Annotated in this window: 26 protein-coding genes; 13 read left to right on the forward strand and 13 right to left on the reverse strand. The window is 44.9% G+C overall.

Annotated features, from left to right (window positions below):
- Positions 1 to 109: 109 nt before the first annotated feature.
- Positions 110 to 571: a hypothetical protein gene (locus tag MSG35_RS02520; protein ID WP_248382695.1), complete on the forward strand. Its 462-nt coding sequence runs from the start codon at positions 110 to 112 to the stop codon at positions 569 to 571.
- A gap of 43 nt (positions 572 to 614) precedes the next feature.
- Here the strand turns inward: MSG35_RS02520 and MSG35_RS02525 are convergent, their stop codons facing one another.
- Positions 615 to 2,846 carry a hypothetical protein gene (locus MSG35_RS02525; RefSeq protein ID WP_248382696.1) on the reverse strand — a complete coding sequence of 744 codons (2,232 nt, stop codon included), beginning with the start codon at positions 2,844 to 2,846 and terminating at the stop codon, positions 615 to 617.
- Between the two features lie 438 nt (positions 2,847 to 3,284).
- Complete coding sequence (locus MSG35_RS02530; RefSeq protein ID WP_248382697.1) at positions 3,285 to 3,623, reverse strand: Fis family transcriptional regulator; 339 nt, start codon at positions 3,621 to 3,623, stop codon at positions 3,285 to 3,287.
- 224 nt (positions 3,624 to 3,847) lie between these two features.
- On the opposite strand from MSG35_RS02530, the gene MSG35_RS02535 reads away from it, so the two are divergent.
- The 7 genes from MSG35_RS02535 to MSG35_RS02565 all read left to right on the forward strand — a co-directional run bounded on the left by MSG35_RS02535 (position 3,848) and on the right by MSG35_RS02565 (position 10,404).
- Positions 3,848 to 4,573 carry an IclR family transcriptional regulator gene (locus MSG35_RS02535; RefSeq protein WP_248382698.1) on the forward strand — a complete coding sequence of 242 codons (726 nt, stop codon included), beginning with the start codon at positions 3,848 to 3,850 and terminating at the stop codon, positions 4,571 to 4,573.
- 58 nt (positions 4,574 to 4,631) lie between these two features.
- Positions 4,632 to 5,687 (forward strand): TRAP transporter substrate-binding protein, encoded by a 1,056-nt coding sequence (locus MSG35_RS02540; RefSeq protein ID WP_248382699.1) that lies wholly within the window; start codon positions 4,632 to 4,634, stop codon positions 5,685 to 5,687.
- Positions 5,688 to 5,821: 134 nt separating this feature from the next.
- Positions 5,822 to 6,295 (forward strand): TRAP transporter small permease, encoded by a 474-nt coding sequence (locus MSG35_RS02545; protein ID WP_017089486.1) that lies wholly within the window; start codon positions 5,822 to 5,824, stop codon positions 6,293 to 6,295.
- 9 nt (positions 6,296 to 6,304) lie between these two features.
- Complete coding sequence (locus tag MSG35_RS02550) at positions 6,305 to 7,573, forward strand: TRAP transporter large permease (protein WP_248382700.1); 1,269 nt, start codon at positions 6,305 to 6,307, stop codon at positions 7,571 to 7,573.
- A 14-nt stretch (positions 7,574 to 7,587) separates the two neighbouring features.
- Complete coding sequence (locus MSG35_RS02555) at positions 7,588 to 8,733, forward strand: mandelate racemase/muconate lactonizing enzyme family protein (protein ID WP_248382701.1); 1,146 nt, start codon at positions 7,588 to 7,590, stop codon at positions 8,731 to 8,733.
- Positions 8,734 to 8,867: 134 nt separating this feature from the next.
- Complete coding sequence (locus MSG35_RS02560) at positions 8,868 to 9,776, forward strand: 2-dehydro-3-deoxygalactonokinase (RefSeq protein WP_248382702.1); 909 nt, start codon at positions 8,868 to 8,870, stop codon at positions 9,774 to 9,776.
- Positions 9,766 to 10,404, forward strand: a complete 639-nt coding sequence (locus MSG35_RS02565) for a 2-dehydro-3-deoxy-6-phosphogalactonate aldolase (protein WP_248382703.1) — start codon at positions 9,766 to 9,768, stop codon at positions 10,402 to 10,404. The genes MSG35_RS02560 and MSG35_RS02565 overlap by 11 nt, the downstream gene beginning before the upstream one ends.
- A 111-nt stretch (positions 10,405 to 10,515) precedes the next feature.
- Here MSG35_RS02565 and MSG35_RS02570 read toward each other — a convergent pair whose 3' ends face one another.
- Positions 10,516 to 11,490, reverse strand: a complete 975-nt coding sequence (locus MSG35_RS02570; protein ID WP_248382704.1) for a Gfo/Idh/MocA family oxidoreductase — start codon at positions 11,488 to 11,490, stop codon at positions 10,516 to 10,518.
- A gap of 3 nt (positions 11,491 to 11,493) precedes the next feature.
- Positions 11,494 to 11,817, reverse strand: a complete 324-nt coding sequence (locus MSG35_RS02575; RefSeq protein WP_061037920.1) for an antibiotic biosynthesis monooxygenase — start codon at positions 11,815 to 11,817, stop codon at positions 11,494 to 11,496.
- A 106-nt stretch (positions 11,818 to 11,923) separates the two neighbouring features.
- Here MSG35_RS02575 and MSG35_RS02580 point away from each other — a divergent pair, with 106 nt between their 5' ends.
- Positions 11,924 to 12,781 (forward strand): LysR substrate-binding domain-containing protein, encoded by an 858-nt coding sequence (locus MSG35_RS02580; protein WP_017069718.1) that lies wholly within the window; start codon positions 11,924 to 11,926, stop codon positions 12,779 to 12,781.
- Between the two features lie 28 nt (positions 12,782 to 12,809).
- Here the strand turns inward: MSG35_RS02580 and MSG35_RS02585 are convergent, their stop codons facing one another.
- The 4 genes from MSG35_RS02585 to MSG35_RS02600 form a co-directional block, all read right to left on the reverse strand.
- A complete protein-coding gene (locus MSG35_RS02585) occupies positions 12,810 to 14,018 on the reverse strand; it encodes a crosslink repair DNA glycosylase YcaQ family protein (protein ID WP_248382705.1) in 1,209 nt (402 codons plus the stop codon).
- A 34-nt stretch (positions 14,019 to 14,052) separates the two neighbouring features.
- A complete protein-coding gene (locus MSG35_RS02590; protein WP_248382706.1) occupies positions 14,053 to 14,700 on the reverse strand; it encodes a DsbA family oxidoreductase in 648 nt (215 codons plus the stop codon).
- Positions 14,701 to 14,880: 180 nt separating this feature from the next.
- Complete coding sequence (locus MSG35_RS02595; protein ID WP_248382707.1) at positions 14,881 to 15,678, reverse strand: Cof-type HAD-IIB family hydrolase; 798 nt, start codon at positions 15,676 to 15,678, stop codon at positions 14,881 to 14,883.
- A 78-nt stretch (positions 15,679 to 15,756) separates the two neighbouring features.
- Entirely contained in the window at positions 15,757 to 16,329 is a 573-nt protein-coding gene (locus tag MSG35_RS02600; protein ID WP_248382708.1) for a TetR/AcrR family transcriptional regulator, read from the reverse strand.
- Positions 16,330 to 16,469: 140 nt separating this feature from the next.
- Here MSG35_RS02600 and MSG35_RS02605 point away from each other — a divergent pair, with 140 nt between their 5' ends.
- The 3 genes from MSG35_RS02605 (at position 16,470) to arsB (ending at position 18,631) form a co-directional block, all read left to right on the forward strand.
- Entirely contained in the window at positions 16,470 to 16,994 is a 525-nt protein-coding gene (locus tag MSG35_RS02605; RefSeq protein WP_248382709.1) for an HPP family protein, read from the forward strand.
- A gap of 134 nt (positions 16,995 to 17,128) precedes the next feature.
- Complete coding sequence (locus tag MSG35_RS02610) at positions 17,129 to 17,470, forward strand: winged helix-turn-helix domain-containing protein (protein ID WP_248382710.1); 342 nt, start codon at positions 17,129 to 17,131, stop codon at positions 17,468 to 17,470.
- Positions 17,471 to 17,575: 105 nt separating this feature from the next.
- Entirely contained in the window at positions 17,576 to 18,631 is a 1,056-nt protein-coding gene (arsB, locus tag MSG35_RS02615) for an ACR3 family arsenite efflux transporter (protein ID WP_248382711.1), read from the forward strand.
- Positions 18,632 to 18,743: 112 nt separating this feature from the next.
- Here the strand turns inward: arsB and MSG35_RS02620 are convergent, their stop codons facing one another.
- A complete protein-coding gene (locus MSG35_RS02620; protein WP_248382712.1) occupies positions 18,744 to 19,631 on the reverse strand; it encodes a LysR family transcriptional regulator in 888 nt (295 codons plus the stop codon).
- A gap of 130 nt (positions 19,632 to 19,761) precedes the next feature.
- On the opposite strand from MSG35_RS02620, the gene MSG35_RS02625 reads away from it, so the two are divergent.
- Positions 19,762 to 20,193 carry a PACE efflux transporter gene (locus MSG35_RS02625; protein WP_248382713.1) on the forward strand — a complete coding sequence of 144 codons (432 nt, stop codon included), beginning with the start codon at positions 19,762 to 19,764 and terminating at the stop codon, positions 20,191 to 20,193.
- 217 nt (positions 20,194 to 20,410) lie between these two features.
- Here the strand turns inward: MSG35_RS02625 and MSG35_RS02630 are convergent, their stop codons facing one another.
- The 4 genes from MSG35_RS02630 to MSG35_RS02645 all read right to left on the reverse strand — a co-directional run bounded on the left by MSG35_RS02630 (position 20,411) and on the right by MSG35_RS02645 (position 26,139).
- On the reverse strand, positions 20,411 to 21,283 hold the full coding sequence (locus MSG35_RS02630) for a universal stress protein (protein ID WP_048610471.1): 873 nt from the start codon (positions 21,281 to 21,283) through the stop codon (positions 20,411 to 20,413).
- Between the two features lie 16 nt (positions 21,284 to 21,299).
- Positions 21,300 to 23,303, reverse strand: a complete 2,004-nt coding sequence (locus MSG35_RS02635; RefSeq protein WP_248382714.1) for a tripartite tricarboxylate transporter permease — start codon at positions 23,301 to 23,303, stop codon at positions 21,300 to 21,302.
- A gap of 288 nt (positions 23,304 to 23,591) precedes the next feature.
- Positions 23,592 to 24,770, reverse strand: coding sequence for a tripartite tricarboxylate transporter substrate-binding protein (locus MSG35_RS02640; RefSeq protein ID WP_228012779.1), 1,179 nt, complete (start codon positions 24,768 to 24,770; stop codon positions 23,592 to 23,594).
- A 304-nt stretch (positions 24,771 to 25,074) separates the two neighbouring features.
- Entirely contained in the window at positions 25,075 to 26,139 is a 1,065-nt protein-coding gene (locus tag MSG35_RS02645; RefSeq protein WP_248382715.1) for a 4-oxalomesaconate tautomerase, read from the reverse strand.
- Positions 26,140 to 26,326 lie beyond the last annotated feature (187 nt).

Raw genomic sequence — 26,326 nt, forward strand, 5'->3', positions numbered from 1 at the left:
CTATTTATCTACTCGATAAAAATAATTCTTACAATTAAACGTTTATATTCATTAATAATATTGCCGGCGGGCGGCATAATAGCCGCGAATCCTTTTAACGAGTCTGGTTATGTTCTACAAGCGCCTTTTGGTATCGGCTTTACCGCTTACTTTTGTGTTTTCCACCCATGCTGAAACGTTTGGTGAGCGAATGGCGCGCATCGAACAAGAGAATGTACTGGCGAAAACCATGAGTGAAGAACAAGTTGAATTGATACAAAAAGTCGTACAGACCAACCACTGCGCTAAAGTGGCGTTAACTCATCACCAACGTATTTTGGGTCAATATAAGGTTGAGACATCTTCTTCTGAGTTATTCGTAAAATGGCGTCAACTCGGTAAGCAGTTAGACGCTCAATACGAGACGGATTACCCCGGCTACACTAAGCACGCTTTTCAAGAATATCCTGCGGCGTCAGGCAAAGTCGATGGCTACCTTTTTGCTCTAATCGACAATGGTTTAAACGAGCAATCGTGGATCGCCAAAGAGTTTAAGCAGTGTAAAAAGAATAAGCTCATATCCCGAACCTAAGCTCTAGTCTGCTCTGGTTCGAGAGTACTCACTCACATTGGTTCTAATAAAGTAAGAACAGCCCTTCATAACCGCCAATTTCTATTTCACTCACATAGTCACCAACGTTACCGCTAGCATCAACAGGTTTCATTGGAACATCCAGCGTAATGGTGAGTTTTGACGTTTCATAAAAGCTCGGATTCTTACCATGGAAATCCGTACGATACAACACACGACCATTGCTGAACTCTCTCGCTAACACCATGTCCTCAGAGCCACCAGCGACCACCTGATTTTCAGATTGATACATAAAGTACGTAAACGTCGGTAGAACGTGAGTCATACCATTGGGTAGATCAGCATGCACCAATTCGTTCATTGAGGAATCGCCAACGATGGTGTAGTCAGCGGGCTGAGGTGTCGTTGTCGAAAGCATCAAAGGCATCGGTTCAAAGCCTTGTGGGATTTGATGACTCGGCTCTCCCAAATCAACGGCCAATAACGAACTTGGTTGATAGGCGATGTTTTTAGGGACACCACTTTGCCAGAAAGTATCTGCAGTCGTGTTACCACTTCCATAGACGTAACCATTGTTCCACTGATTGAAATAGCTATGTTGAGCATGTCGATTGAGGTGGTAGATCGCTAGGGTCGAGTATTGGTCTTGCTTCCAGTTCTCTTCACTATTTCCAAGATACTGAACTCGCCCATAACGCGTTGTCGCCTGAAAAATAACACTTTGTCCATTGTAGGCGAGCGCAGAATTATCCCAGAATTTAGAGATTCCCGAATAACCACTAAACCCAGTAGATGGAAAAATGTAGTGTTCCCGTAAATACAGAGATCCCGCCTCGCTAAGATGAGACTGTCCATTTCGACCCAGTAAGTTCGCGGTTCCGATATTCAACCCAATCGACGCTTCACTTTCTAAAGCAGATAGATTTTTCAGAAACGCTGAAAATTGTTGTTTATAGAGATCATCCGCTTGATTCGAACCCGCAACTGCTCCTAACTCTTGAACATGCCCGCCAGAATGAACATAGAACTGGTTCGAACCAATGAGTTTATTTGTGTCGTCGTTGTACGCACCATTCAAACCTTGGCTTGCCCAGCTTTGCTTGTAGTAGCGATGAATAGCGGATAGATAATCCGCGTTTGCGACGTTTGTTAACGACCAAGATGAGTTAGCGCTCCACATTCGACCAAATGGCACCACTCTTGATTCCCAACGAAAACGCGCTGTTGCGTTCTTATTGGTTCGATTTCGATACTCGCTTGGCGACAAGTAGTTATCACCATCTAGGTCTGCAGACACATCAAAACCGCGGATTTTTCGCCATTGGCTGATAGCATTGCCGTCCGGGGTTGAAGTCGGAGCATCGGTTAACTTGACGGTTGGAAAACTGTTTTTGAGTTTTACTTCTTTTAAACGCGGCCTGTCGTCGGCGTTCTCACTTTGCCAACGAACTCTCACAACGTATAAGCGCCCACCCTCTCTCAAAAAGGTGGAACCAAAATACTGGCCGCCGCCATAACTAGCACCGCTCCCATCATGAGTAGTGGCTCTTACCCAGTCATTAGGAAGGTTCCAGATCACCGATTGGTTTTTGGTCATGCTGAGCGTTTTGTCTTTCTTTACATCGAGCCTTTCCCACTGTGAAACCCTTCCGTGAGAATCAATAGCTGTTGGGTATTCAATCCAAAATTCGCCGCTGCCAGCAAACTGTGAGAATTTAAAGGTCAGCCGTTCGAATTGCTCAGCATGATACACATACAAAGCCCCACCCTGTTCGAAATTCTCAAACACATCGGCATCCCACGGAGGCTCTTGATACAGCCAAAAGCCTGCATGGTCTTCACTGGCTGTATAACCCAAGATCATAGGTTTTCGGTTTAACAGATTCTTTTCGCCGTGAGTTTTATCAACATCGGCAATGACAGTATCTTCAGAAAAGTGCAGGAAATAGTCTTCGAAATTGAGGCCTTCTAACTCAGCTTGGTTACGGAGATCGTTCTCCAACCAACCCGAGTTCATCGCCATGACTTGGTTGTACATATAACCAATTGTCGTAGCCCGCTCATTGTCGGCTTTGTCGGCATAAGCTCCGAACACAATATCACTGTTGGAAATTTCCCAATCAATGACGGCATTCGCAGATAGTGGGGAGCCCGATAGATCAACACCCGCTTCATGTTGCCCTGGCAGCACAACTGCTGTACCAACAGCAAAAGCGTAGCCAGCGATTAAACATGACGGTATAAGTGCGAGCAGCCCAGAAATGTAGGTTTTCATGATTCAAATTTCCTAATCGATACTGTCATGCCTTAAATCACAAGACGAAAAGTCAGCCAACTTACGTGTCAATTTAGGAATCAAAATACGAAAAAGTATCGACTACATGGCTGCATTGTTCAAGTGCTCGTCTGTATTGTTTCATCCATGACAAGGAAGACGAGCAAATGCCGATTCAAAATCAATGTATTAAGGAAAAGATAAATTTTTATGATTTTAATTTTATTTGGAAACCAAGTATCTCCGGCTAACGAGAAATCAGCGCACATTTTCTCAAAATGAGAATAAATCGATTTGGCAGATGGAGGGTTATCAGAGCCTAGAACTCAGAATAGGACTTGGATTTCTGTATCGAATCTCAGTTTGAGCGCCGCAATGTTGAAACTCAATTTGGATGGCTAGTCTCGGTCATCTAAACAAGAACGATGACTACGCGCCTTAAAGCCTCTTGTTCCACTTTCCTCGATGGTCACGGTCGCAGTTTTCTTGCGTATCGTAGCTCACATGCTTATCGATATTCTTCAGTTGAATTCCAACTTGATTGAACGCTTGTTGAATAGCCCCAGAAACACTCTGTTGACCTTCGCCATTTAAGAAGTTCGTTCTATCCTGATTAGTATCGAATACGCAGACAATTTTCAAACTTTGCGGAAAAGAGGAGAAGTTGACCGAGTGAGTCACCCACAAAAAACCATCGAAGCCTTTCAGCGTGTCTTCACAAACGTCAGTTAACACGTCTCTGATTTGATTTTCGATTTTCTTATCTGATTTACGCATGCGGCAAAGTTCCTATTTAACACCTTAAAAAATAAGGTTTTTCGGTAAGTTTTGTACTACCTGATATTGGACACTGTGGCGCTTTCAAATGCAAAGTATTTATACTTACACCGATGAATTCCACAATGTGGGACTCTTGTTTCACAAAGTGGAATGTTGATAGTTATCACATTATCAATAGCAAACTACCGCTATATTTCTCTCATACAACGAGAGGCGGTTTTATGAGCAAGTTACAAGGTAATCAAGCGTTGGTAAAAGCAATCGCGGTCATCGACTCGATCGCTGAAGGTAATCGACAACTGAAAGATGTGTGTGAATATTTGCAGCTGCCGAAATCTACGGTGCACAGAATTATCCAAGGCCTTATTGAAGCTCGTTATATCCGAGAAGTGAAAGGGATTGGTCTAGTGCTAGGTACTAAAATGATTCAACTTGGTATCCGCGCCCAACAAGACATGCCTCTCAAAGAAATTGCGAAACCCTTTATTCGCGAACTTGCTGCTCAAACTAAAGATACCGTCCATCTAGGCATCAAAGATGAGGATCAAATCTTCTACCTAGATAAAATCCCGGGAGAGCGTGCAATTCAACTGCGATCTCAAGTGGGAGACCGACTGCCAATGTCTGCAACGGGGATAGGAAAAGCGTTAATGATTGATATGCCAAAAATGGAATGGATTCGACTTATTTCATCGCAAACTAATCATGACGTCGAGTCGATGCTAAAAAGAATGAATGAATATTCTAAGCATGACTATAGCTATGACTTAGAAGATAACGAAGACCTTGTACGTTGCGTTGCTGTACCAATAAGAAATAAATATAACAATATTATTGCGGCTATATCAGTAACCAGCATTAAAGAATATATGTCTGACGAGAGAATGACAGAGTTAATCCCTGTTATTACTGAATATTGTCAGAAAATATCCAAGCAACTTAATTAACCCTACAGGTGTATGTAACGTACACTTTATATAAATAATAAATTAATCAGGTACGACTATGTCTAGAACCGGAAAAATTCTAGCCATTGGTGGGGTGTTTGTCGCCTCAATCATTGGTGCAGCTATTGCTACAAATTCTCAAGGAAATAACCAATCGGGTATTGCAGCAAGTGAATCTCAAGTTCAAACATTACGTTTCAGCATGAGCTCTAATAACAAACACCCTATCTATGATGGTGCTGCTAAGTTTAAAGAAATTGTTGAGAAATTTACTGAACTGAAGGTGGATATATATCCTTCAGCGCAATTAGGTGATGACCGTGCGGCGATTGAAATGCTGCAATTAGGAACACTTGACGTATCTATTCCATCTACGGGTCCATTGGCTAACTTCTACCCTGAATACAATGTGTTCGACCTTCCCTTTATGATCACCAGTGAAGATGTCGCAGATAAAGTGCTACGTAGCGAATTTGGTGACGACATGCTGAAAAGATTAGAGTCAAAAGGCTTAGTCGGCCTAGATTTCTGGGAAAATGGCTTCCGTCATGTCACTAATTCACGTCGTGCTGTGAAATCGATTGAAGATGTGAAAGGCCTAAAGATCCGTACTATGGAGAGCCCACTTCACCTAGACGCATGGAAAGCGATGGGCGCAACCCCAACGCCGATGGCCTTCAACGAACTGTTCACAGCACTGCAGCAAGGCACAGTTGATGGGCAAGAAAACCCATATCCGAATATCGCACTGAACAACTTGTTCGAAGTACAAGAAACTTTATCAAACACAGGCCATGTATACACGCCATTGGCTTTAATTGTTAGCCAAGCGACATGGAACAAACTAAGCCGTCACGATCAAAGGGTTCTGCGCCAAGCCGCTATTGATGCTGGCGACTACGAGCGTCAAGTTAACCGTCGAGTCAATCTTGAAAGCTTGGATGTTATTAAACAAAACATGGAAGTCGTAACGCTAACACCTGAAGCACTGGTTGGCTTCCAAGAAGCGACTAAGCCCGTTATTGAGAAGTACACACCAATCATTGGCAAAGATGTTGTCTCCACTTTCCAAGAACAAATTAAAAAAGCTGAAAACGAATTAGCCGCTCAGTAACCCAAGCCATCACTTAACATTTAGACCATTACATTATTAATACTGACTATTTTGATGATTAACCCTCATAACTATCATTAGTAAATAATAGACAAGTAATAGGTCTAAATAATAAGTGAACAAGGAACCTTATTATGTTGAATTGGTTAGATAAGTATTTTGAAAATACGATAGCCGTAATTCTGCTCGTTATTATGACGGCGGCAATATTCTTACAAGTAGTATCCAGAACATTCGATTATTCAATTGCTTGGACTGAAGAGTTAGCTCGCTATTGTTTCATTTGGTTAGTTTATATCGGTATCAGCTTTGCTGTCGCGAAAAAGAGCCACATAAAAATAGAAGCCATAGCAATGTTAATTGATGAGAAGGAAAAAAAGTACCTAAGCCTATTTTCGGACTTCGTCTTCTTAGCATTCTCTGTTGTTATTTTATTTAAATCAACGCAGATGGTGGCGAACCTATATTACTTAGGTCAAACATCACCAGCACTTGGATTGCCAATGTGGATCGTTTATCTAGCAGGCCCTGTAGGCTTTGCACTTACATCAATCAGGTTGATTCAACAGATGGTATCCACCACTGATGACATCAAAACAGCGAAATAGGAGGTAATCATGTCAGTATTTATTTTGTTTGCGACTTTCGCACTACTCGTTATTGCCTCTGTGCCCATTGCTATCTCATTGGGTATGGCAACGCTACTCACCATTATTTCAACCGGCACCTTAAGCGTTGATTTTCTTGTGAGTACCTTAATCACCTCTGTCGATTCTTTCCCAATTATGGCAGTACCATTTTTCATCCTAGCGGGTGACATCATGGGCAGCGGCGGTATCTCGCAACGTTTGGTGAACTTTGCTAACTCATTAGTGAAAAACATCACGGGTGGCTTCGCGATTGCTTCAATCATTACATGTATGTTCTTCGCTGCTATCTCGGGCTCAGGCCCAGCTACAGTAGCAGCGGTTGGCGGCATCATGATTCCAGCGATGATCAAGTACGGCTACGACAAGGGCTTTGCAACCGCGGTTGTCACAGCGGCAGGTGCGATTGGTGTCATGATTCCACCAAGCATCCCAATGGTGATGTACGGCGTATCTGCAGGCGTATCAATTGGCGACTTATTCATTGCAGGCATCATCCCAGGCATCTTGGTATCGCTTTGTTTGATGGCTTGGGCATACATCTACTCTAAGAAAAAAGGCTACAAAGGTTCAGACGAACCGTTTAGCTGGAAAGAGGTGTGGGCTCAATTTAAACACGCTCAACTCGCACTGCTTATCCCAGTAATCATTCTTGGTGGTATCTACGGCGGTATTTTCACCCCAACAGAAGCAAGTGTAGTAGCGGTGGTTTATGGCCTTATTGTGAGCCTATTCGCCTACAAAGAAATTACCTTTACAGACTTACCAAAAATCTTCACTAAATCGGTGATTACTTCCGTGATTGTGTTGTTGATTGTGGGTACCGCGACTGCTTTTGGTAAGTACTTAGCACTTGAGCAAATTCCAACACAAATTGCTAACGCGATGCTTGAGTTCTCTGATAGCAAGGTGATCTTCATTATCTTGATGGTAGCACTACTGCTCGTTGTCGGCTGCTTCATGGAGACGGTAGCAGCAATCATTATCCTGACGCCTATTCTGGTTCCTGTGGCCATGTTATTTGGTTTCAACCCAGTTCATATAGGCATCATCATGGTAGTAACCCTAGCTATCGGGTTTATCACGCCTCCTCTGGGTCTAAACTTATTTGTCGGCTCAAGTGTTTCTGGGGTCTCTGTTGAGAAACTCTCGAAAGCAATTATTCCGTTCTTCCTAGCGATGATGTTTGCGCTAACGCTGATTGTATTTATTCCTCAGATCTCTTTGGTTCTGATTTAAGTAAGGTATTTATTGTGAAAATTATTGATGTCATTCCACACGCAATCTCAGTTCCACTAGAGACACCGTTTTACTTCGCACAAGGCTGGGTTCATAACCGTAGCTCAATGATCATCGAAATTGTTACCGATGAAGGTGTTATCGGTTTTGGTGAAGCCTTGTGTCATGGACTGCAAAGCCCACACATCGCTGCTGCATTTGTCGAGCATACCTTTAAGCCACTGCTACTTGGACGTAGCCCATTCGACGTAGAAGTGCTTTGGGAAGAGATGTACAACGTGACTCGTCCATACGGTCAAGGTGGTTCTGCAGTCAACGCAATCAGCGGTGTTGATATTGCGCTGTGGGATGTCATTGGTAAGGCTCTCAATAAACCGATTCACTCTCTCATAGGTGGTGCTTTCCGTAAAGAAGTCACCCCTTATGCAACGGGCTTCTACCGTATTGCAGATGCAAAATATCCAGAAGCCGCGATCGAAGAAGCACATCGTTATGTCGATGGCGGCTTTGAAGCCTTCAAGCTTAAGATTGGATTTGGCGTAGAGGAAGATATCGCCTTCATTCGTTCAATTCGTGAAGCAGTTGGTAATGATGTGAAGATCATGGCTGATGCTAATGGGGCGTACAACGCGGCAGCAGCACGTCGCATCATCAAGGAAACAGAAGAGTTCAACTTGTACTTCTTAGAGGAGCTGTTAGCTCCGGAAGACATTGCTGGCTACCAAGAAATCAAGAACCTTTCTAAAACTTATATCGCCGCAGGTGAGCAACTGTTTGGAAAAATGGGTTACCGCCCTTGGCTTGAACAGAGAGCGTTAGATGTGATTCAACCTGATCTATGTTCTTCAGGTGGTATCACGGAGTGCAAGAAGATTGCAGCAATGGCGCAGGCTAACCATACCATGATGATTCCACATGTATGGGGCTCTGGTATTGGCATTGCGGCTTCTTTGCAGTTTATTGCTTCACTCCCAAGTTCACCACTATCACTCAACCCTATCGAGCCAATGCTTGAGTTTGACCAATCTTCACACCCATTCCGCAAAGATCTCATTTGCGATGGCATCAAGATGGAAAACGGCAAGGTACAAATCTCTACCAAACCGGGCATCGGTGTCGATGTGAATACCGACATCATCAAGCAATACAAAGTTAACTAAAGAGGCAAGGTTAACTAAATAAACAGAGTTAGCTAGACCCGAAACGTTAACGGTTCGACAAAGTAAACCGATAAAAATGTACATCAACTAAACCTAAAACTGCGCGTCTTAGGGCGCGTCTGTGAGCTGCAATTATGAATCAAAAAAACACAATCAGTTGGCTAATTCTAGACTGGGGAACGACAAACTTTCGTGCCTTTGCCATGGATGAAAAAGGACAGGTCGTTGATAAAACAGAACGCAAAATGGGACTGCTTCAGGTTGAAGATGGTGCCTTTGCAACCGAACTTGAATCATTACTAAGCAAGTGGCTTGGCGAGTACCAACACTTACCAATTTACATGGCTGGCATGGTTGGCTCTGCACAAGGTTGGGTTAACGTCCCGTATGTTTCCACTCCAACTAATGTGGAGTCCTTGGCTCAAAACACCCACCAATTCGAGCTTCCTTGGGGGGCAACAGCTACCATCATACCGGGTGTCAGCCATTGTGATGAGCATGGCAACTACGACGTCATGCGCGGTGAAGAGGTTCAGTTGTTTGGACTTCTTGAGTTAGCAGGTAAACCGACGCTTGAAGCAGCCTTCCCGGGTACTCACAGCAAACACGCATATATTGAAGCGGGTAAGTTAGTCTCGTTTTCAACCTACATGACTGGCGAACTTTTTTCTGCACTGTCGACACACACAATCCTAGGGCGTGGCTTACCTAAACAAGCCAGCTCCAACGCTGCTTTCGTAAAAGGGGTAGAGGAAAGCTCGAACCCGTCAATCACCAATCAGCTCTTCAAAGCCAGAACGCATCGTCTATTCGGCAATCTAGAAGAGAGTGAAGTGTTTGATTACTTATCAGGGCTGTTAATCGGCAACGAAGTACGAGAACTGCATCAAGAGAGCATTTACTTGGTGGGCGGAAAAGCCCTATCAGAACGCTATGACCAAGCATGTCGTCAGCTAAATAAAACAACCGAATACGTGAATGGCGATGACACTTTCATCGCTGGAATGTTAAAAATTAAAGAGGCAATGAACAATGAAAAATAAAGACTTTAACCTAAGTGATCACTTACCACTCGTTGCCATTATCCGTGGTGTAGAACCGGCAGATTGTATTCGTGTGACGCAGATTTTGATTGAGGAAGGCTTCTCAATGATTGAAGTGCCATTGAACTCACCAGATGCATTGACCAGCATTAAAATGCTAGTCGAACATTTCGGTGATCAATATTTAATTGGCGCGGGTACCGTTACCACACCAGAAAAAGCACAAGCTGTGATTGATACAGGTGCAAACTTAGTGGTAACGCCGAACTTCAACGAACAGGTCGTGAAAATGTCAGCGGCTGCAGGTTGCGTCAGCTTCCCTGGTGTTGTTACGCCAACAGAGGCGTTCGCTGCACTTGCTGCCGGTGCGACAGGGTTAAAGCTATTCCCAGTTTCAGTGCTTGGCCTTGATGGCTTTAAAGCGTTGAATTCCGTACTGCCTCCCGAGGTAATCTGCTTACCTGTAGGAGGAATCAACCCTACCGTCGAGAGCATGAAACCGTACTTAGACATCGGTGCAAAAGGCTTTGGTTTAGGGGCGTCACTGTACAAGCCTGGCTTATCTGACGACGAGATTCGTGCCAATGCAAAAGCATTCAATACCGCCTTTAAGGCGTCTGTAGCTTAAGTAAGCTCGGCCAAAATGTAAGCAGAACCAACAATACGGCTCATATTTGTCTACGTGATTTGTTATCAAGTCATACAGAACAATATGAGTCGTATTTCTTTTACTAAAACCTTAGCTCGCCGCTTGTTCCCAATCAGTCAGTAACTTCATGATCACGCGAGAGTCTTGGTGGCTCGCCATTGGCGCAGCAAGTTGTGTGTCACCTCGCTCGACTGCTTGGAGGATATTAAGTACTTGATAATGGAAGCCATCGCCTTGCGCTTCAACTTTCACTTCACGTGTCGACGTCTCATAGATCTCTACCGTGAATGTGTTGTCTTCGGTAGGTAGCCATGGATTAGTATCTAGCGTAATGCAGCCTTTACTGCCTAGGATCGTAAAGCCGTGCTTTAAACCGTGGTCTTCAGCAGTATGGATTTGCGCGGTAAAGCGGTCATTGAAACGCATCATCGCCGACGATTCACAGATATTGCCATCTTCGCCTCGTCGACCGATTGCTGATATCTGCACACCATCGAACACACTCTCGCCAAATTGCTGCTGCGCAACAGAGTGAATCAGCGACATTGGGTAACAGCCAAGGTTGTATAGCGCGCCTTTGCTCGCAGGATTCACGAACTGATCAATCGCCGCAACGTAGGAACCTTGAATTGAACGCACTTCGCCAATCTCACCAGTTGCCAGTTCTTGATGAAGCTTGGTGATAAGTGGATGGTTTAAATACATCAGACCTTCAGCAAAGAATACGCCCGCTTCTTTCACGGCTAGTAAAGCTTGCTCGGTTTTTTCCATATCTACCGACAGAGACTTCTCACACAAGATCGCTTTGCCTTTTTGAGCTGCTTTAATCACATACTCATGATGGACATGGTTTGGCAGAGCAATGTAGATAATGTCGACCGACTCATCTTCAATCAAGGCTTCATAGCTGTTGAAGGTTCGTGTTGGTTGGTATTGGGCAGCAAACTCGTTAAGTGTTTTTTCAGTACGACCAGCAACGGCATACAACTCGCTTTGAGCATCGCCTTTAATCGCATCTGCCATTACGCCGGAGATAAAGCTGGTTCCTAGGATTCCCCATTTCATATCTTAGATCTCCTGCTCTTGTGCTTTGATAGGTCCACGTTCCGTTTCGAACGCTTGAACCAACTCGGTAATGTCACGCTCAATAAACGCTTGGGTATGAGGCATACCAAAGTGCTGATTAATCGCCTCGCGGTTTGCGTATTGCTCAAGCAAGATCACACGATCGCTTTGACTTTGATCATAGGTTGCAATTGCTTGTAGGCAGCCCGGCTCGCTTTGCATGTCTAAACAAAACTGTTCGATAGCTTCGATCGCAGCAGCTCGCTCAATGTTGGTTTTGATCTTAAGTTCGGCAGTAACAAAGATGGTTTCATTCGTTTGAGGCATTTCACGCTCTTATTTTAGTTAATTATCGGTTTGCCATTAATATAATTAACCCCTAATAATTGATAAACTCGCGTTTTGTTTATTGTTTATCAACCAAGAGTGTTCAATGGATAAGTTAACTAGCATGAAAGTCTTCGTCTACGTAGTGGAACAGGGCAGCTTTCGTAGCGCCGCAAACCACTTCAACCTGTCGGCGACCATGATAAGTAAACATGTCCATTCCTTAGAAGCCAGTTTGAAGTCTCAGCTGATCCACCGCACCACGCGTAAGCAGTCTTTAACTGATTCAGGTCAGCTTTATTATCGAGAATGTAAGCGAATTCTCGAAGACATCAGCAATGCAGAGAACCTGATTCAAACCTTGGAAAATCAACCACAAGGCACGGTAAAAATAAACTGCCCTGTCACCTATGGAAACAAGGTACTCGCCCCTATCGTAGCTAAGTTTCTCGCGCATCACCCAACCATTAACGTTGAGCTGATGTTGAATAATGACCTTGTTGATCCTTATTCATCTGACATTGACCTGATTGTGCGAATTGGTGACCTATCCGATTCAAGCTTGGTCGCAAGGTATTTAGGGGATTATGAGATGTGTTACTGCGCGGCGCCCGCTTACCTAAACCAACATGCTGAAATCAGAGTATTGGAAGACTTGGCGCAGCACCCATCGCTTGGATTCAGTTACAGCAGCCAAGCTCCTCACGCCACACCGAATAAAGAACGTGTGCGCTTGATGTCGAATAATGGTGATGTGTTGCGGTATGCCGCCCTGCAGGGTGTGGGCGTGTTGTTGCAACCGACTATCTTAGTCGCAGAAGAGATTGATCGTGGAGCGTTGTTGGAAATCCTACCCGGCATGGCGCCGTTACCAAAGCCGATTCACTTGCTCTACAAAACCAAGCAACTGTCGTTGAAGAACAGAACCTTTGTCGAGTTCTTGTTAGCTGCGTTTGCTGAGTAACTAAGCGCTTTCTAAACAACAAAGACCGCTAGACTGTTTGCCATTGGCTCATCAAGCGCTTGCCAAGATCAGAGGGCGTGGTGTTATGGACGATCATCTCATCACATAGGTTGAACACCATGAAGTGTTTTAGTTCATCGCATAAAGCATGAACCAACGACTCATGGTTTTTAATTCGCTCTTCCACAACCAAGTTACGGATATTGAGTAAACGGGTCTTCCTGTCGACCTTGCAATCCATTCGCGCCACCAGTTTACCTTGCCATAGAATCGGCAAACTAAAGTAACCAAACTGACGCTTGGCCTCTGGAACATAGCATTCAAGGAGGTAGTCAAAGTTGAACAATGAGTGCATTCGCTTTCGTTGAATCAGCAGGTTATCAAACGGAGACAGTATCTTAAGCTTGGTTCTGGAAAGAGGTTGATTCAACAGATCAAAAGCACCTGGCAGGACATAGTAACCAGAGCCTTGAATATCTACTTTCAGAACCTGCTTATCTTCAAGCATCTGTTGGAGTGTTTTCTGAATCAGAGGCTTTATGTTCTTGAGTAGATAACTCATTTCCGACGCTATTCCAACTCCGTTAGCCTCTAAGTAACGTGTTATCAGATGCTCGATGTACTCTTGTTCAGTCGGCTCAGAAGCATCAATCCCGCTCGGCAACACTCGCTCGGTTAGGTCATACACCTTATGAAAGTTAACTCGGCTTGGCACCATTAAGTCGCCTTGCATGAACAATGTTTCTAATGCTTGCTTGGCCGGTTTACCGCCCCAACCGCCGGGGTTTGGCCTATCCCCTTCAAAATCTTTCGCCATTAACGGCCCTTCATTCTCAATACGTTTGAGAACATGAGCCATCAGTGCGTCATCCTTTTTATACCAATGCTTGAGCTTACCGCTCGCAAAGCCATTCTTGCGGTGTAGGCTGAATCGGAAGTCACGCATGGGTAAATACGCGGCGGCATGCGACCAATACTCAAATACCTCTCGATGCTCTAGCAGCTTATCAAGATGGTTCAATTGGTAGCCTTGATTGCGATTCCACAGCGTGTGGTGGTGAGCTCGCTGAATCACAGAGATGGTATCAATTTGCACATACCCAAGGTTTTCAATCGCAGACAACGTGTTCGCCAAAGCGCCCCCATTGCGTTGCTTTTTAGGTGGCAACTTCTTAGGCGGCAGCTTTTGCGAAAGCAATACCAGTTTTTGCGCTTGAGCGAGTGACAGTGATTCCATGAAATTCAGACTCTAATTGATAGCAATGATCCGTTTATGATTCAGCAATAAGCTCTTGAAGAATCTGCTTGTAGGTTTCTACCGTCTGCGCGCCCGTTACTGCACTCTTACGATTGAACACCACAGTAGGAACCGCAGAGATCCCCATGCGTTGCCATTCAAACTCTTGCGCTTCAATTTGCTTCAAGTTGTCGGTGTTCTTTAGGCGCTTCAGTGCCTTCGTTGAGTTTAGCCCAACCGCTTCAAGCTCTTGTGCCATGACTTCAAGGTCAGACAGGTCTTTCTGCTCTGTGAAGTGAGCAGTAAAAAAGCGTAGCTTTAACTCAGTCTGTTTACCGTGCTCTAGTGCAAAATCGAGAAGCACATGTAGATGACGTGAATTGACCATTCTCATGCTGTCATAGAAGTTAAAATCGAAACCAACCTCTTTGCCACGAGCCGCAAGCTGTTCACGTGAACGCTGGCTCTCTTCTGCGCTAGAACCGTATTTTCTCATGATATGATCACGCAGGTTTTCGCCCTCTTGCGGCATATCAGGGTTAAGCTCAAACGGCTGCCATTCAAGTTCAATCTGTTGTTCTAAGCCAAGCTCTGAAACGGCTTGCTCTAAGTTTTTGTAACCGACTACGCACCACGGGCACATCACGTCAGAAATAATATCAAGTTGAAGTTTCTTGCTCATCGTCATTCCAAATATCGTTACTAAGGCGTATTCAATTCAAAGTGAATACCCATCTTTCTGATTAGATTACAACAAGCTGAACACTCGTTCAAATTTAACTCAATACAACAGCAGCCAACAAAAAAGCCAACTCATTTTCACGAGTTGGCTTTGATAAAAATCGAATCGAGCTTAAGAGCGTTACGCTAGCAGCTTCTCAAGCACTTGGAATACACCTGCATCAACGTTACTTGGCGCGCCAAAACGAGCGATCTCTTTCAGCTTTGGATGTGCGTTTTCCATCGCGTAAGAGTGGTAGCTCTCTTTAAGCATTTCCAAGTCATTCAGGTAGTCACCAAAACTCATGGTCTGCTCGTAAGTGAAGCCGAGTGTGTTTTGTAGATGTTTAATCGCCGCGCCTTTTGATGCCTCAGCGTTCATCACATCCAACCAAATTTTTGCACTGACAACCACTTGGTAGTTCTCACCGAATTTGGCATCAATAGTTGGGTTCACTTTCTCTTGTGAACCGTCGAAGTGACAGATAGCCACCTTGATGAAATCGTCTTCTACCGTCAGTAAGTCTTCTACTTGCTCACGGCGATGGTAGTACTTAGAGATCTCCGCTAGAGCACGCTCATCTTTGGTTTCAATGTACGCCGATTTCTTACCACATAACACCACATGCGCGCCTTTAATAGCACGCGCTTCTTTAATGATCTCTTTGATGGCATCAGTATCAAGTAAGCAGCTGTAAAGTTCTTGGCCTTTGTGCATCACCAATGTGCCGTTTTCAGCAACGAACATCATACGATCTTTAAGTGGAGCAAAGGTTTCCATCAGGCTGTAGTACTGACGACCCGATGCCGCAGCAAAAATAATGTTTTGAGCTTCTAGTTGCTCATAAAGATTGAAGAATTCCGGGTCTAACTTTCCGTGTTCATTAAGCAGAGTGCCGTCCATATCAGCAGCGATAAATTTGATGTTCTGTTGTGGCATTTCAGGGCTTACCTATAAGTAAAGATTAAAGTGTAAATTATGATTTTTCGTTATCTTGTGTAACGGTTATGCGTTCGATTATATCGTTAGAGTAGCCAATGAATGCAATGCTTTTCGATAGGCTTGTCTGTTTGAGTCTGACTTTGATTCAAGCTGACCAAACTCACTTCTTACAATAAGGCCTTCGATGAAAGTCATGACTGATTCACTGCGTAATTCAAGTATTGCAGTGTCTACTTCTTCATTACCTCTTACCACATCACGAATGCTGTTTTTGAGCCAAACCTTGTGCTGTCGTGAGAGCATCGCAATGTCATCTTCCGATTCTTTAAATTCGGCGAGCGCATGCATAAACATACAGCCTTTGAAGTCAGGTTGTTCGAACCATGCAAGGTGCCAATCTAACAGCGCATCCAGTTGGTTTTGTAATCCAGACGTTGATGATAGCGCCGCTTCTAAACTCGACTCGAAACGCTGATGACGCCTTTCTAACACGGCTTCAATCAGCTTGGTTTTCGATCCAAAGTGGCGGTACATGGATGTTTTGGAAACCGCTGCCTCATCTCTAATCATATCCACCCCAACAGCGGTATAACCAAACTGATTAAACAACGATTCTGCTACATCCAGAATCAGATCTTTTTTACTCATCGTTCATCAACCTCGACTCGCTCTGAAATCGTAGAGCTCAATTTCTCGTTGCAAGAAGTGTACAGATCTGTATCATCCAAATCAAACAGTACAGACCTGTACACTTTCAATAAAAAACAGAAAACGAAGAGGAAACGATTATGATCAGCAAACTATCTGGTGGTGGAGCCCTTCCTCCGAAAGCAAGCATTAGCCAGCTTATTAAAGGTTTTATTGGCGGTACGCTGGGCATCTTAACCTTGTGCCTTTTCGCAGAAAGTTCTGGGTTCCCGTGGTTAATGGCTCCATTTGGTGCGACGTGCGTACTGCTGTTTGCGGTGCCTACATCGCCGTTAGCTCAACCTAGAAACGTCATTGCGGGCCACTTTATTTCGGCTGCCGTGGGCTTAATCGCGTTGTATGGCTTTGGGGATTCTTATTTGACCATGGCAATCGCTGTCGGCTCATCCATCATGCTAATGCAATACTGTCGAGCGGTTCACCCACCCGCTGGCGCTAATCCGATTGTGATAGCTTTGGCAGGTACCGCACATGTGGATTGGACGTTCTTATTCACTCCCGTATTAGTAGGCAGCATCGCTTTGGTTGGTATCAGTGCGCTATTGAATAACAGCGATTCACAACAAAAGTGGCCGTTATACTGGTTTGGTTCATCCAAGTCTTAGTCCATTGAATTTCAATGATAAATATGGATTTTGACATCCAATTTAAAAGCAAATTGAAAGATCACATTGACCCTTATATAAAATGGGCTTACTATTAATCGTCTTTTAACGATTATGGAAAGCGAAACATCAATATGAACGAAACTTGCTCTACAACTGGTGGCTGTGCTCTGCCAATCGGACACGGTGATGTCGAAGCTGAAAAGCAAATGGCAACTCTAGCCAAAGCGCTCGCTCACCCGGCAAGAGTTCGTATATTGAGTATCCTTTCAACGCTAGAAAAATCGGGCGGCTGTTTGAACAGCGACTTGGTTAGCGAATTAGGTTTAGCACAATCGACAGTATCAGAGCACCTAAGAATCTTGAAAACCTCTGGCTTCATCACTGCTGAATCGATACCACCGAAAATGTGCTACCGCATTAATCGAGGTAATATTCAGCAATTTGAATCGCTAATCGACACCATTTTGAAATAGATTCATCGCGCTTAGTTTGTCGAATACAGAATAAACTAAGCGTATTTTTTTGTTTTTTAATATTGCTTTTCGACGATTAACGATATCAACCAAAGAGAAAATATCATGAAGCCAAAATTAGGTTTTCTAGATCGCTACTTAACACTGTGGATCTTTATTGCCATGGGTCTTGGTGTATTGCTTGGCACCCTATTCCCACAGATCGAGCAGTGGAACGAATCTATGTCTATTGGTACCACCAACATTCCGCTTGCGATTGGCCTTATCTTAATGATGTACCCACCTCTGGCTAAGGTTAACTACAACCTGCTAGGCACCGTGGTAAAAGATAAGAAAGCGATCAAACTATCTTTGATCATGAACTGGCTTGTTGGCCCAATTCTAATGTTTGTATTGGCACTGACTTTCTTGGGTGACCACCCAGGTTACATGGTCGGCGTGATTCTGATTGGTCTTGCTCGTTGTGTGGCGATGGTTCTAGTTTGGAACGACATCGGCGGCGGTAACAAAGAGTACGGCGCGGCATTGGTTGCTCTAAACAGTGCATTCCAAGTGGTGAGCTACAGCTTTATGGCGTGGTTGTTCATCAGCGTTCTTCCACCAGTATTTGGTTACGAAGGCATGTTGGTTGATATCTCGATGATCGACATTGCACACAGTGTACTTATCTACCTAGGTATCCCATTCCTAGCGGGCTTCCTAAGCCGTAAGATCCTTGTGTCGATGAAAGGCGAGCAGTGGTACAACGATGTGTTTATTCCACGTATCTCTCCAATCACACTGATTGCGCTACTGGCGACTATCGTTCTGATGTTCAGCCTAAAAGGCGAGATGATTGTAGAACTGCCAATGGACGTATTGTTGATTGCGGTTCCACTGACTATCTACTTCACAGCGATGTTCTTCATCAGCTTCTTCATTGGTAAGAAGATGGGTATTGAATACGACAAGAACGCATCAATTGCATTCACAGCGACAGGTAACAACTTCGAGCTAGCGATTGCCGTTGCTATCTCAGTATTCGGTATCAACTCAGACCAAGCGTTTGCCGGTGTTATCGGTCCACTGATTGAAGTACCTGTGTTGATTTACCTAGTGAACGTGGCGCTTAAGATGAAAGACAAGTACTACAACGGTCAGACGGTTAAATCTAGCGTCTAGCATCTAGAGTTACAGCTAACAAAAAGCAGCATCACATCAAACAGAAAGGCTCACACGTTAAACGGTGAGCCTTTTCTTTATTCAGTTTGAACCAATTTATGTCTCGTCCAGCTTACGTTTCGTCTAATAGGCCTTTCAATGCTTGTTCAAGCCAAAGTAATGCAGGACCTTTTGAGCGTGTTTTAGACAGAACAAGATCAACGGGCGGCGACCATGTTTTGTGATCGAATGAGACATTAATCTCCACTAAACGCTGTTTGTTCAGCTCCTCTTCGACAAGGTGTTTGGGTAAGTATGCCCACCCAATATCGCTGCCGAGCACCATCTCTTTGATAACGATAAAGCTGTTTGACCACCATACCTTTCCGGCAATCAGTGGAAACTGATCCATCACCTTACCTTTGTCTCCCCTCAACATTAGTTGACGATGCGGGAGTAAATCAGAGAGTTTCGCGACACCTGTTTTTGCGAGTGAATGACTTGGATGACACACAGCAATAAACGGTAGGTGGCCGATAAAGCATGGCTCAGAACCGACATCAAAAGCCAAATTGGTAAACATCAATCCAATGTCGGCTCTCTCTTCGATAATCAACGGATTGACCTCTGTTGTGGTACACGCAACCAATTCAACTTCAGTCGCTGGGAATTGTTTACTGAACTGACTAAGGATCTTAGATAGATTCGGGACCAATAGTGAATCATCTAATGCAATTTTGATGAGCCCCTCTTCACCGCTGCCCATCGCACTAACCGTCACATTCAGATCTTCAACCTGCAGTACGATCGCTTTCACCTGTTTAAATAACTGCTCGCCCGCTTTGGTTAGTGAAGGCTTTCGAGTGGAACGATCAAAAAGCTCAACATTAAAATCTATTTCAAGATTACTGATGCCTTGGCTCACCGCCGACTGTACCTTACCCAGTTGACGAGCACTGGCAGAAAATGACCCTAATTCAACGGCATACACAAACATTTTCAGTTGTTCAATGTTGTACATTCGGTGTCTCCCAAAACTTACTATCACTATATGTGATGCTAACTATCTTTATATTATCACTTAAGTAGATATTATCTAGCCAAGTCATTAGCCCATAGGCGGCTATTTAATCGTAAAGAGAGTTAGAAAAATGTCACATAAAGAACGCATTTTGCACATGGTGCTATTTGAATTGGTTGCTTTGGTTTTGATGGCAGGGCTTGCAACCTATATTACAGGAAACGGCGCAGGTGAAATGGCAGGCTTAGCGCTCGCAATATCATTGATAGCGATGGCTTGGAACTACGTTTACAACTATGGCTACGACAAAATTTACGGAGCTGACCGAAGCAAAAGAACTAAGAAAACACGTGTCTTGCACGGATTAGGTTTTGAACTTGGCTTGATGACAGTGACTCTGCCTGTCTTGATGTGGGTTCTACAACTCGACTTCCTAACCGTACTGATCATGGACATCGGCCTAGTTATTTTCTTCGTACTTTACGCGATTGCGTTCAACTGGGCATACGACTCGGTTCGAGATCAATTGGTAGCGAAAGGAAAAGTGGCAGCTCTGGTTTAGAGCTGCACACATTGAAATAAAAAGGGGCTAACTGGTAATCAGTCATCGTAAAAAGGAGAATAAATACGATGACCACATAAGCATAGACGGACGGGTCACATATCAGTTAGCCCATGAGTTTACTCTAACAATCTAAGCTGTCATGCGCCTGACATGACAGCAGTTAAGTTTCGATGAATCAGTGAGTGATGTAGGGAAACCAATCACTCACGATTTATTAGCTCACCATGAACAGAGGCACGTTGGTTTTGCTCAATAACCTTCTGGTAACGCCACCCAACATCTGTTGATGCATCTTCTTATGAGCAAGCGCACCAGCCACAATCAAGTCAGCATGAAACTGCTCGGCATGAGCAAGGATCGCTTGAGGCGTTTTTATTCTGCCCTCTTTAAACGAAATACACTCCACTTCAATGTTATGTAGCCCCAAGTAACGCTTTAAATCTTGTTGGTTAGGCTTTTTGTTGAGTGAACGCTCACTGGTTACCACCACGATGTTCTTTGCTTTTCTAAGCAGCGGCATCGCAGCTTTCACAGCCCTCGCCCCCGGATCATCGCCATTCCAAGCAATCATAATGCATTCTGGGTTAAAGCTTTTTTGCTCACGTGGCATCAGCAAAATGGGGCGACTGCCATGTTCTATCGCCACGTCAAAACTTACGCTACTTTTGCCATTAAGCGGTTTAGGGATAATGATTAAGTCAGACACCTTCCCGCGCTCAGATACAACATCCGCTCGATAACCCGTTAGATTATGCCATTGAGCACTCACGTGTTTATTGGCCTCATTCATCACTAGGTTATCACTGTCACACAACGGTACTTCGAGCTTGTCGCACAAGGTAGTGAACTCAAGTTCAGACTGGTTCATGTCTTCTGCAACGTAGTTATTAACTAACTGGTCGATACGGCTTAACCACTTACTCGGTAACAGTTGTCGCTCTTCTGGCATCAACTGTTGTGGGCTAATTTGAGCGTGTAACACATCCAAATGTGCACCAAAATATTGTGCAATGCTCAGCGCGCCTTCTAATCTTTCAGCGGAGTTTGCCGTAGAAGCGAAAGGCATAATAATCGTTCGAATCGTCATAATTTCTTTCCCTCTATTATCCAATTGGCCAAGGCAGATTAACGGTTTCTTGTAGCAAGCCAATCGGCAAATCCAATACCATTAGGTGAGTTAAACCCAGTAAGAAACCGGTGGCAGCAACGGTAACCGATGCTGAACGGATCAAGCTCAGCCCTGCTTTACTCATCAGGAACAAACAGAAGAACGCACTGATAGAAATCACATAGCCCACAAAGTAGCAACCAAGGATCAATGCGCCTAGCCAGTACAGGTAGTGCATCATGCTGATACTGTTGGTATCAAAGGCGTACCCTTGCTCATACTCATTATCGAAGTAGACAGCATCGCCTTCTGGTTTGGTCAGCAGTTGGAATAGCACCACAGCGGATAGCACCCACATAATGCTGGCAATGATAATAGTGAACACACCACCTAAGAAGCTCTGTTGGTAGCCGTCATAAATGCCATACATAAACGCGATATTGACCAAAGCAGCGAAGATAACTTGAGGCTTACGGTTACTGATTCTCACTGAAGGTTGAACCGTTTCGGTCGAAGTGTCTTGTACTTCACTTTGCTTGTTTTTCTTGACGCTTTGACGCCACATGAAGAACAGGGAGAAGACCGTCAGCGCACCAATGATCATCACGCCAGGGCGGAGTAAGAACGCAGCACCATCAAACTGCACAGCTTGATACAGGTAGGTTTCCATACCATTCGCCAGTACAAAACCAATCAAGAACGCTGGGCGAGGCCAGTCGAAACGCTTCATCAGCACACCCAGCGTACCTATGCTTAATAGCGTGACTAAGTCGCCAAGGTCGCGTGTTGCTTGGAATGCAGCAAAACAAATCACCATCACCATGAATGGAGCAAGCAACGTATAACGAACCGTGGTCAGCCTAGCCACCCAAGGTGAAATCAGCATACAAGCGCCAGCACCGAACACGTTCGCAAGTGCCAAAGACCATACTATGGTGTAAGTGATATCGAGGTCAGTACTCACCATCGCAGGGCCCGGTTCTAAGCCCACCAACACCATGCCACCGAGGAATACCGCCATGCTGCCAGAACCCGGAATACCAAATAACAGCGTAGGGACTAAACCACCGCCCTCTTTCGCATTATTCGACGATTCAGGGGCAATTACACCACGCACATCGCCTTTACCGAATTCAGGATCTTTCTTAGTGGTTTGCACCGCATGACCATAAGCGATCCAATCCACTACGCTGCCACCAAGGCCGGGAAGCGCACCAACAATACAGCCGATCACACTACAACGCACCGCGAGCCATTTGTTTTCCAAGAAGTCACGAACGCCCGCAGACCAACCCTTGCCAAGTTTACTAACATTGGCGATTGGCTTATTTTGACGAAGCAGATCGATAATCTCAGGAAGCGCAAAAATACCTAAGCCAACGACAACCAGAGGAATGCCATCCATTAGGTAGAAGTTGTCAAAGGTCATTCGATATTCGCCAGTTGCCGGGGCACTACCAACACTGCCAAGCAATACGCCCATACCACACGCCGACAAGCCTTTTACTAAGCTCTTACCTGCTAACGCACCGACCATGCTCAAACCCAACAAGGTCAGCATGAACAACTCACCAGAACCAAAAGCGAGGATCACCGGTCGAGCAATCAGCACAAAGCCGGTCAGTATCACCGCGCCAAACAGACCACCGAATAGCGATGACGTAAACGCAGCCGATAACGCACGCGCCGCCTCGCCTTTTTTCGCCATAGGGAAGCCATCAAGCACGGTTGCTTGCGAGCCACTTGAGCCCGGAATACCCATTAATACCGAGGTAAAAGTGTCAGACGTTGGAATAACCGCAACCAAGCCGATAAGCATCGCCAAGGCTGAGATTGGGTCCATGCCATACAGGAATGGAAGCAGTAGTGATAAGCCGGCAATACCGCCAAGCCCTGGAAAGATACCAATCGCGAGACCCAGTAACACACCACCTAACATAAAGGTGATGTGCTGGACGCTTAATATGGTTTCCAGTGCAGCAAAGAGTTCGTTAAACATCGTTGAATCCTTTCTATCATGAAACTCACTTTCGCTTCGTTTACCACCGCTTACCTATCCATGGATGTCAAAAGCCCTACGGTTCAATCCGTATAAGCCCATGCTATTGGAGTTTGGCGCTTACTTTTTTACGTAGCGATATAAAAGTTACGTACGCTATTGAAATTACGTAACAATATAAAAGTGAGATGAAAAGGCGTGAGCCACGATCTTGCGCCGCGGTCTCACTGCCAGTTAGTACTGAGCGTTGTTAAAACTCATGTTTTCTTGGGCTTCTGGATAGCCTGTTTAGAAACGGGTGTTGTAGTTTGTGGTCAGCCAGTTTCTGACCCATTCAAGGTTACTTTCATCAAGCGACAAAGCGGCGTTTAACGCTAACTGTGCTTGCTCGCCAGTCAATTGCGGGTAATCACCCAAAACTTCGACTGCGCGTTTTTGAAAATCAGGTTGAGATACTAATTCAGAAGCCGATGCGCGCCATGCTGCAACTGTCTCTTCTGGTGTCGACTTAGGCACAAAAATCATCTTTTGAGCAGCAAATCCAGCCATGAAGAATGAGCGCCACACTGCGTAGCCTTGAGTTTCAGCCTCTTCCGGGTGGAACATTTGGTAGACCTCAGCGAAGTGAGGAAGCTCTGGGAAATTAGGATCACGCTTCAACTTGCCGTCTTCACCCAATACACCGAAGCTAAACAATGGAATCGCTTTACCTTCATTGACTAGCGGCGTCACTTTGTCGATGTAAGATGAGCTAGTTTGAGAATCGATGTTCACTTCGCCTCGCTCGAACGCCAGTCGACCAGCACCTCGCCCTTGCATACCGAAAATCGCTTGTACCTCCAAACCAAGTAGATCCATCGCTAGCAGTGGTACTAAGTCAATCGAGGTCGCACCTTGGCTTGCGTATTGAAACTTGATTTGATCTTTCTTATCGAAAAGATCTTGTACGTTCTCGATGCCCGTTTTAGGCGAAACATATACAACACCGCCGGTTGGGGATGCGAGAATCACGCTCCAATCGTTGTAGTCGTAACGAACTCGGCGATCTTGAAGAAGATAGGGATATTGGGTTGATGCCGAGCTTGCAAAGATGTTGAGGCCGTTGTCTTTCGCACGGCGAGCAAATTGGTTAGCGCCTTTTGTTGAGCCGCCACCCGGAATATTTTTCACTACCACTACAGGATTGCCCGGTAACGATTGAGACAAATAAGGTGCATAGAAACGCCCCCATGTATCGGTACCGCCGCCCTCTTTGTAAGGCATCACAAACTCGACACGCTCACCTTTAAACGAAACCTCTTCGGCTTGTGCGTGATGAGATAATGCCCCCACACCAAGTAGCGTGACCAAGAGTGATTGGCAAACTTTTAACTTAGACAATTTTTGAGTCATAAGAAAAGAACCGTTCGAGAATAACGAACCCTTAGTAGATAGTTGTGTATTGCCGGGTAGTTGTACGTTCAGCATCGTGCCTCCTAATATCCATTTACTGCGTGTTGTCTGCAGTTGGACTGTTTTTTGTGGTTTCTGACAAATTAGTCGCCGAACCTGTCACCCAACTGACACGCTCCATTTTGATAACAAAAGTGTTACAAAGATCGCCCTTTAAGGCACAAAAACAGAGCAGAGTGCGCTGAATTGGTGCAGAAAATTTCTAGATTTTACGTGGTTTAGGAGAGCCGTTTAGGGATAAAAAGAATATGAAGGTGAGAATAAAAAAATCGCCAGCCCAAAGGCTAGCGACATGAAATAGCTAATAAAGCAGATTAGATTAGAACGTCGGGTAAACCTGACCTTTGAACAGCGGGCGAGCTGTGCGCACCAACGCCGCTTGGCGAACCGCAGGCTCAACTTCCCCCGGCTCTACTTTGATATTGACTTGGATTTGTCCACTAGGGTGCTCAATCACGACTGTTTCAGAGTTAATGCCTTGGCACACTTCATGGGCGACCGTGCCCGGAATCATGCAAGCCGCCGCTACACAAATCCCTCCTGTAACAGCATGACTTGCATGGCAGTTGTGTGGCACAAAGTATCGAGAGGTGATGTGTCCACCATACGTTGGTGCCGATAACAAGGAGACCTTAGGTACCACACTCCCCGTCACATCGCCCATACCCATTAATCGGCCTGCCACCAATCGGATAGACTCTATACGTTCCAATAAGGGAGCATTGTCATCGAGCTGTTGCTTGGTTTCATTACCCGTTAAGCCAAGGTCTTGAGCATTAATGTGTACCATAGGCACCGCCGCATCTAAACACGTCAATTCGACGCCTTCGACCTCATCGCGCACCTTGCCTGTAGGAAATAGCTTGCCCGTTTTGGAGCCTCCGACATCTAAGAAATTGAGCAAAACAGGAGAGCCAGTTCCGGGAACGCCGTCCACACGCACATCACCGTCATAACGTAAATGGCCATTTGGGCTTTCGGCGGAAACTTCGATAATCGTATTGGTGTTGATGTTTCTGACACGCAACATGGTCGATGGACTGCTTAACTTAACCAAATTATTTTCACTGGCGAACGCCACGATTCCAGAGAGAATATTGCCACATGAGGGGCGAGTATCGACTTCTTTTTCTTCAACGCCAACTTGAGCAAATAAGTACTCTAAGTCGGTACCTTCTTCTGAAGATTTAGAAACAATGGCGACCTTGCTAGTCAACGTTGTTCCGCCACCAATACCATTAATTTGCTGTCCCTCACCAGAGCCCATAATACGCACGAGCAGTTCATCTCTTTCTTGCTCACTTTCAGGCAAATCACTGGCTAGGAAGTATGCACCTTTCGATGTGCCACCGCGGATCAACATGCAGGAAATATTCTCATTCATGACCGTATTCAACCTCTTACTCTTGAAGTGAAAGAGCAAATCCATGCTCATTTGTGGACTTCAAGAGTAAAAAACGAAACTGTCATGCAGCTGACTCGGTGACATTTAGCAGGGGCAGACAAACCAACATTTGGCTCAGTCGGTTCAAAGGCAGAATAACAGAGGGTTAATACCGAGGCTAAAACTG

Source organism: Vibrio sp. 1CM23M, assembly GCF_023161755.1.
Taxonomy (GTDB): domain Bacteria; phylum Pseudomonadota; class Gammaproteobacteria; order Enterobacterales; family Vibrionaceae; genus Vibrio; species Vibrio coralliirubri.

Coding starts and splice junctions, on each gene's coding strand:
- MSG35_RS02590 (WP_248382706.1), bottom strand. CDS start 14,700: ATGAGCAAGAAACTTCAACTTGATATTATTTCTGACGTGATGTGCCCG.
- MSG35_RS02525 (WP_248382696.1), bottom strand. CDS start 2,846: ATGAAAACCTACATTTCTGGGCTGCTCGCACTTATACCGTCATGTTTA.
- MSG35_RS02635 (WP_248382714.1), bottom strand. CDS start 23,303: ATGTTTAACGAACTCTTTGCTGCACTGGAAACCATATTAAGCGTCCAG.
- MSG35_RS02630 (WP_048610471.1), bottom strand. CDS start 21,283: ATGACGATTCGAACGATTATTATGCCTTTCGCTTCTACGGCAAACTCC.
- MSG35_RS02565 (WP_248382703.1), top strand. CDS start 9,766: ATGAAAAATAAAGACTTTAACCTAAGTGATCACTTACCACTCGTTGCC.
- arsB (WP_248382711.1), top strand. CDS start 17,576: ATGAAGCCAAAATTAGGTTTTCTAGATCGCTACTTAACACTGTGGATC.
- MSG35_RS02575 (WP_061037920.1), bottom strand. CDS start 11,817: ATGCCTCAAACGAATGAAACCATCTTTGTTACTGCCGAACTTAAGATC.
- MSG35_RS02585 (WP_248382705.1), bottom strand. CDS start 14,018: ATGGAATCACTGTCACTCGCTCAAGCGCAAAAACTGGTATTGCTTTCG.
- MSG35_RS02595 (WP_248382707.1), bottom strand. CDS start 15,678: ATGCCACAACAGAACATCAAATTTATCGCTGCTGATATGGACGGCACT.
- MSG35_RS02520 (WP_248382695.1), top strand. CDS start 110: ATGTTCTACAAGCGCCTTTTGGTATCGGCTTTACCGCTTACTTTTGTG.
- MSG35_RS02580 (WP_017069718.1), top strand. CDS start 11,924: ATGGATAAGTTAACTAGCATGAAAGTCTTCGTCTACGTAGTGGAACAG.
- MSG35_RS02530 (WP_248382697.1), bottom strand. CDS start 3,623: ATGCGTAAATCAGATAAGAAAATCGAAAATCAAATCAGAGACGTGTTA.
- MSG35_RS02550 (WP_248382700.1), top strand. CDS start 6,305: ATGTCAGTATTTATTTTGTTTGCGACTTTCGCACTACTCGTTATTGCC.
- MSG35_RS02640 (WP_228012779.1), bottom strand. CDS start 24,770: ATGCTGAACGTACAACTACCCGGCAATACACAACTATCTACTAAGGGT.
- MSG35_RS02610 (WP_248382710.1), top strand. CDS start 17,129: ATGAACGAAACTTGCTCTACAACTGGTGGCTGTGCTCTGCCAATCGGA.
- MSG35_RS02625 (WP_248382713.1), top strand. CDS start 19,762: ATGTCACATAAAGAACGCATTTTGCACATGGTGCTATTTGAATTGGTT.
- MSG35_RS02560 (WP_248382702.1), top strand. CDS start 8,868: ATGAATCAAAAAAACACAATCAGTTGGCTAATTCTAGACTGGGGAACG.
- MSG35_RS02645 (WP_248382715.1), bottom strand. CDS start 26,139: ATGAATGAGAATATTTCCTGCATGTTGATCCGCGGTGGCACATCGAAA.
- MSG35_RS02545 (WP_017089486.1), top strand. CDS start 5,822: ATGTTGAATTGGTTAGATAAGTATTTTGAAAATACGATAGCCGTAATT.
- MSG35_RS02570 (WP_248382704.1), bottom strand. CDS start 11,490: ATGAAATGGGGAATCCTAGGAACCAGCTTTATCTCCGGCGTAATGGCA.
- MSG35_RS02620 (WP_248382712.1), bottom strand. CDS start 19,631: ATGTACAACATTGAACAACTGAAAATGTTTGTGTATGCCGTTGAATTA.
- MSG35_RS02535 (WP_248382698.1), top strand. CDS start 3,848: ATGAGCAAGTTACAAGGTAATCAAGCGTTGGTAAAAGCAATCGCGGTC.
- MSG35_RS02605 (WP_248382709.1), top strand. CDS start 16,470: ATGATCAGCAAACTATCTGGTGGTGGAGCCCTTCCTCCGAAAGCAAGC.
- MSG35_RS02540 (WP_248382699.1), top strand. CDS start 4,632: ATGTCTAGAACCGGAAAAATTCTAGCCATTGGTGGGGTGTTTGTCGCC.
- MSG35_RS02600 (WP_248382708.1), bottom strand. CDS start 16,329: ATGAGTAAAAAAGATCTGATTCTGGATGTAGCAGAATCGTTGTTTAAT.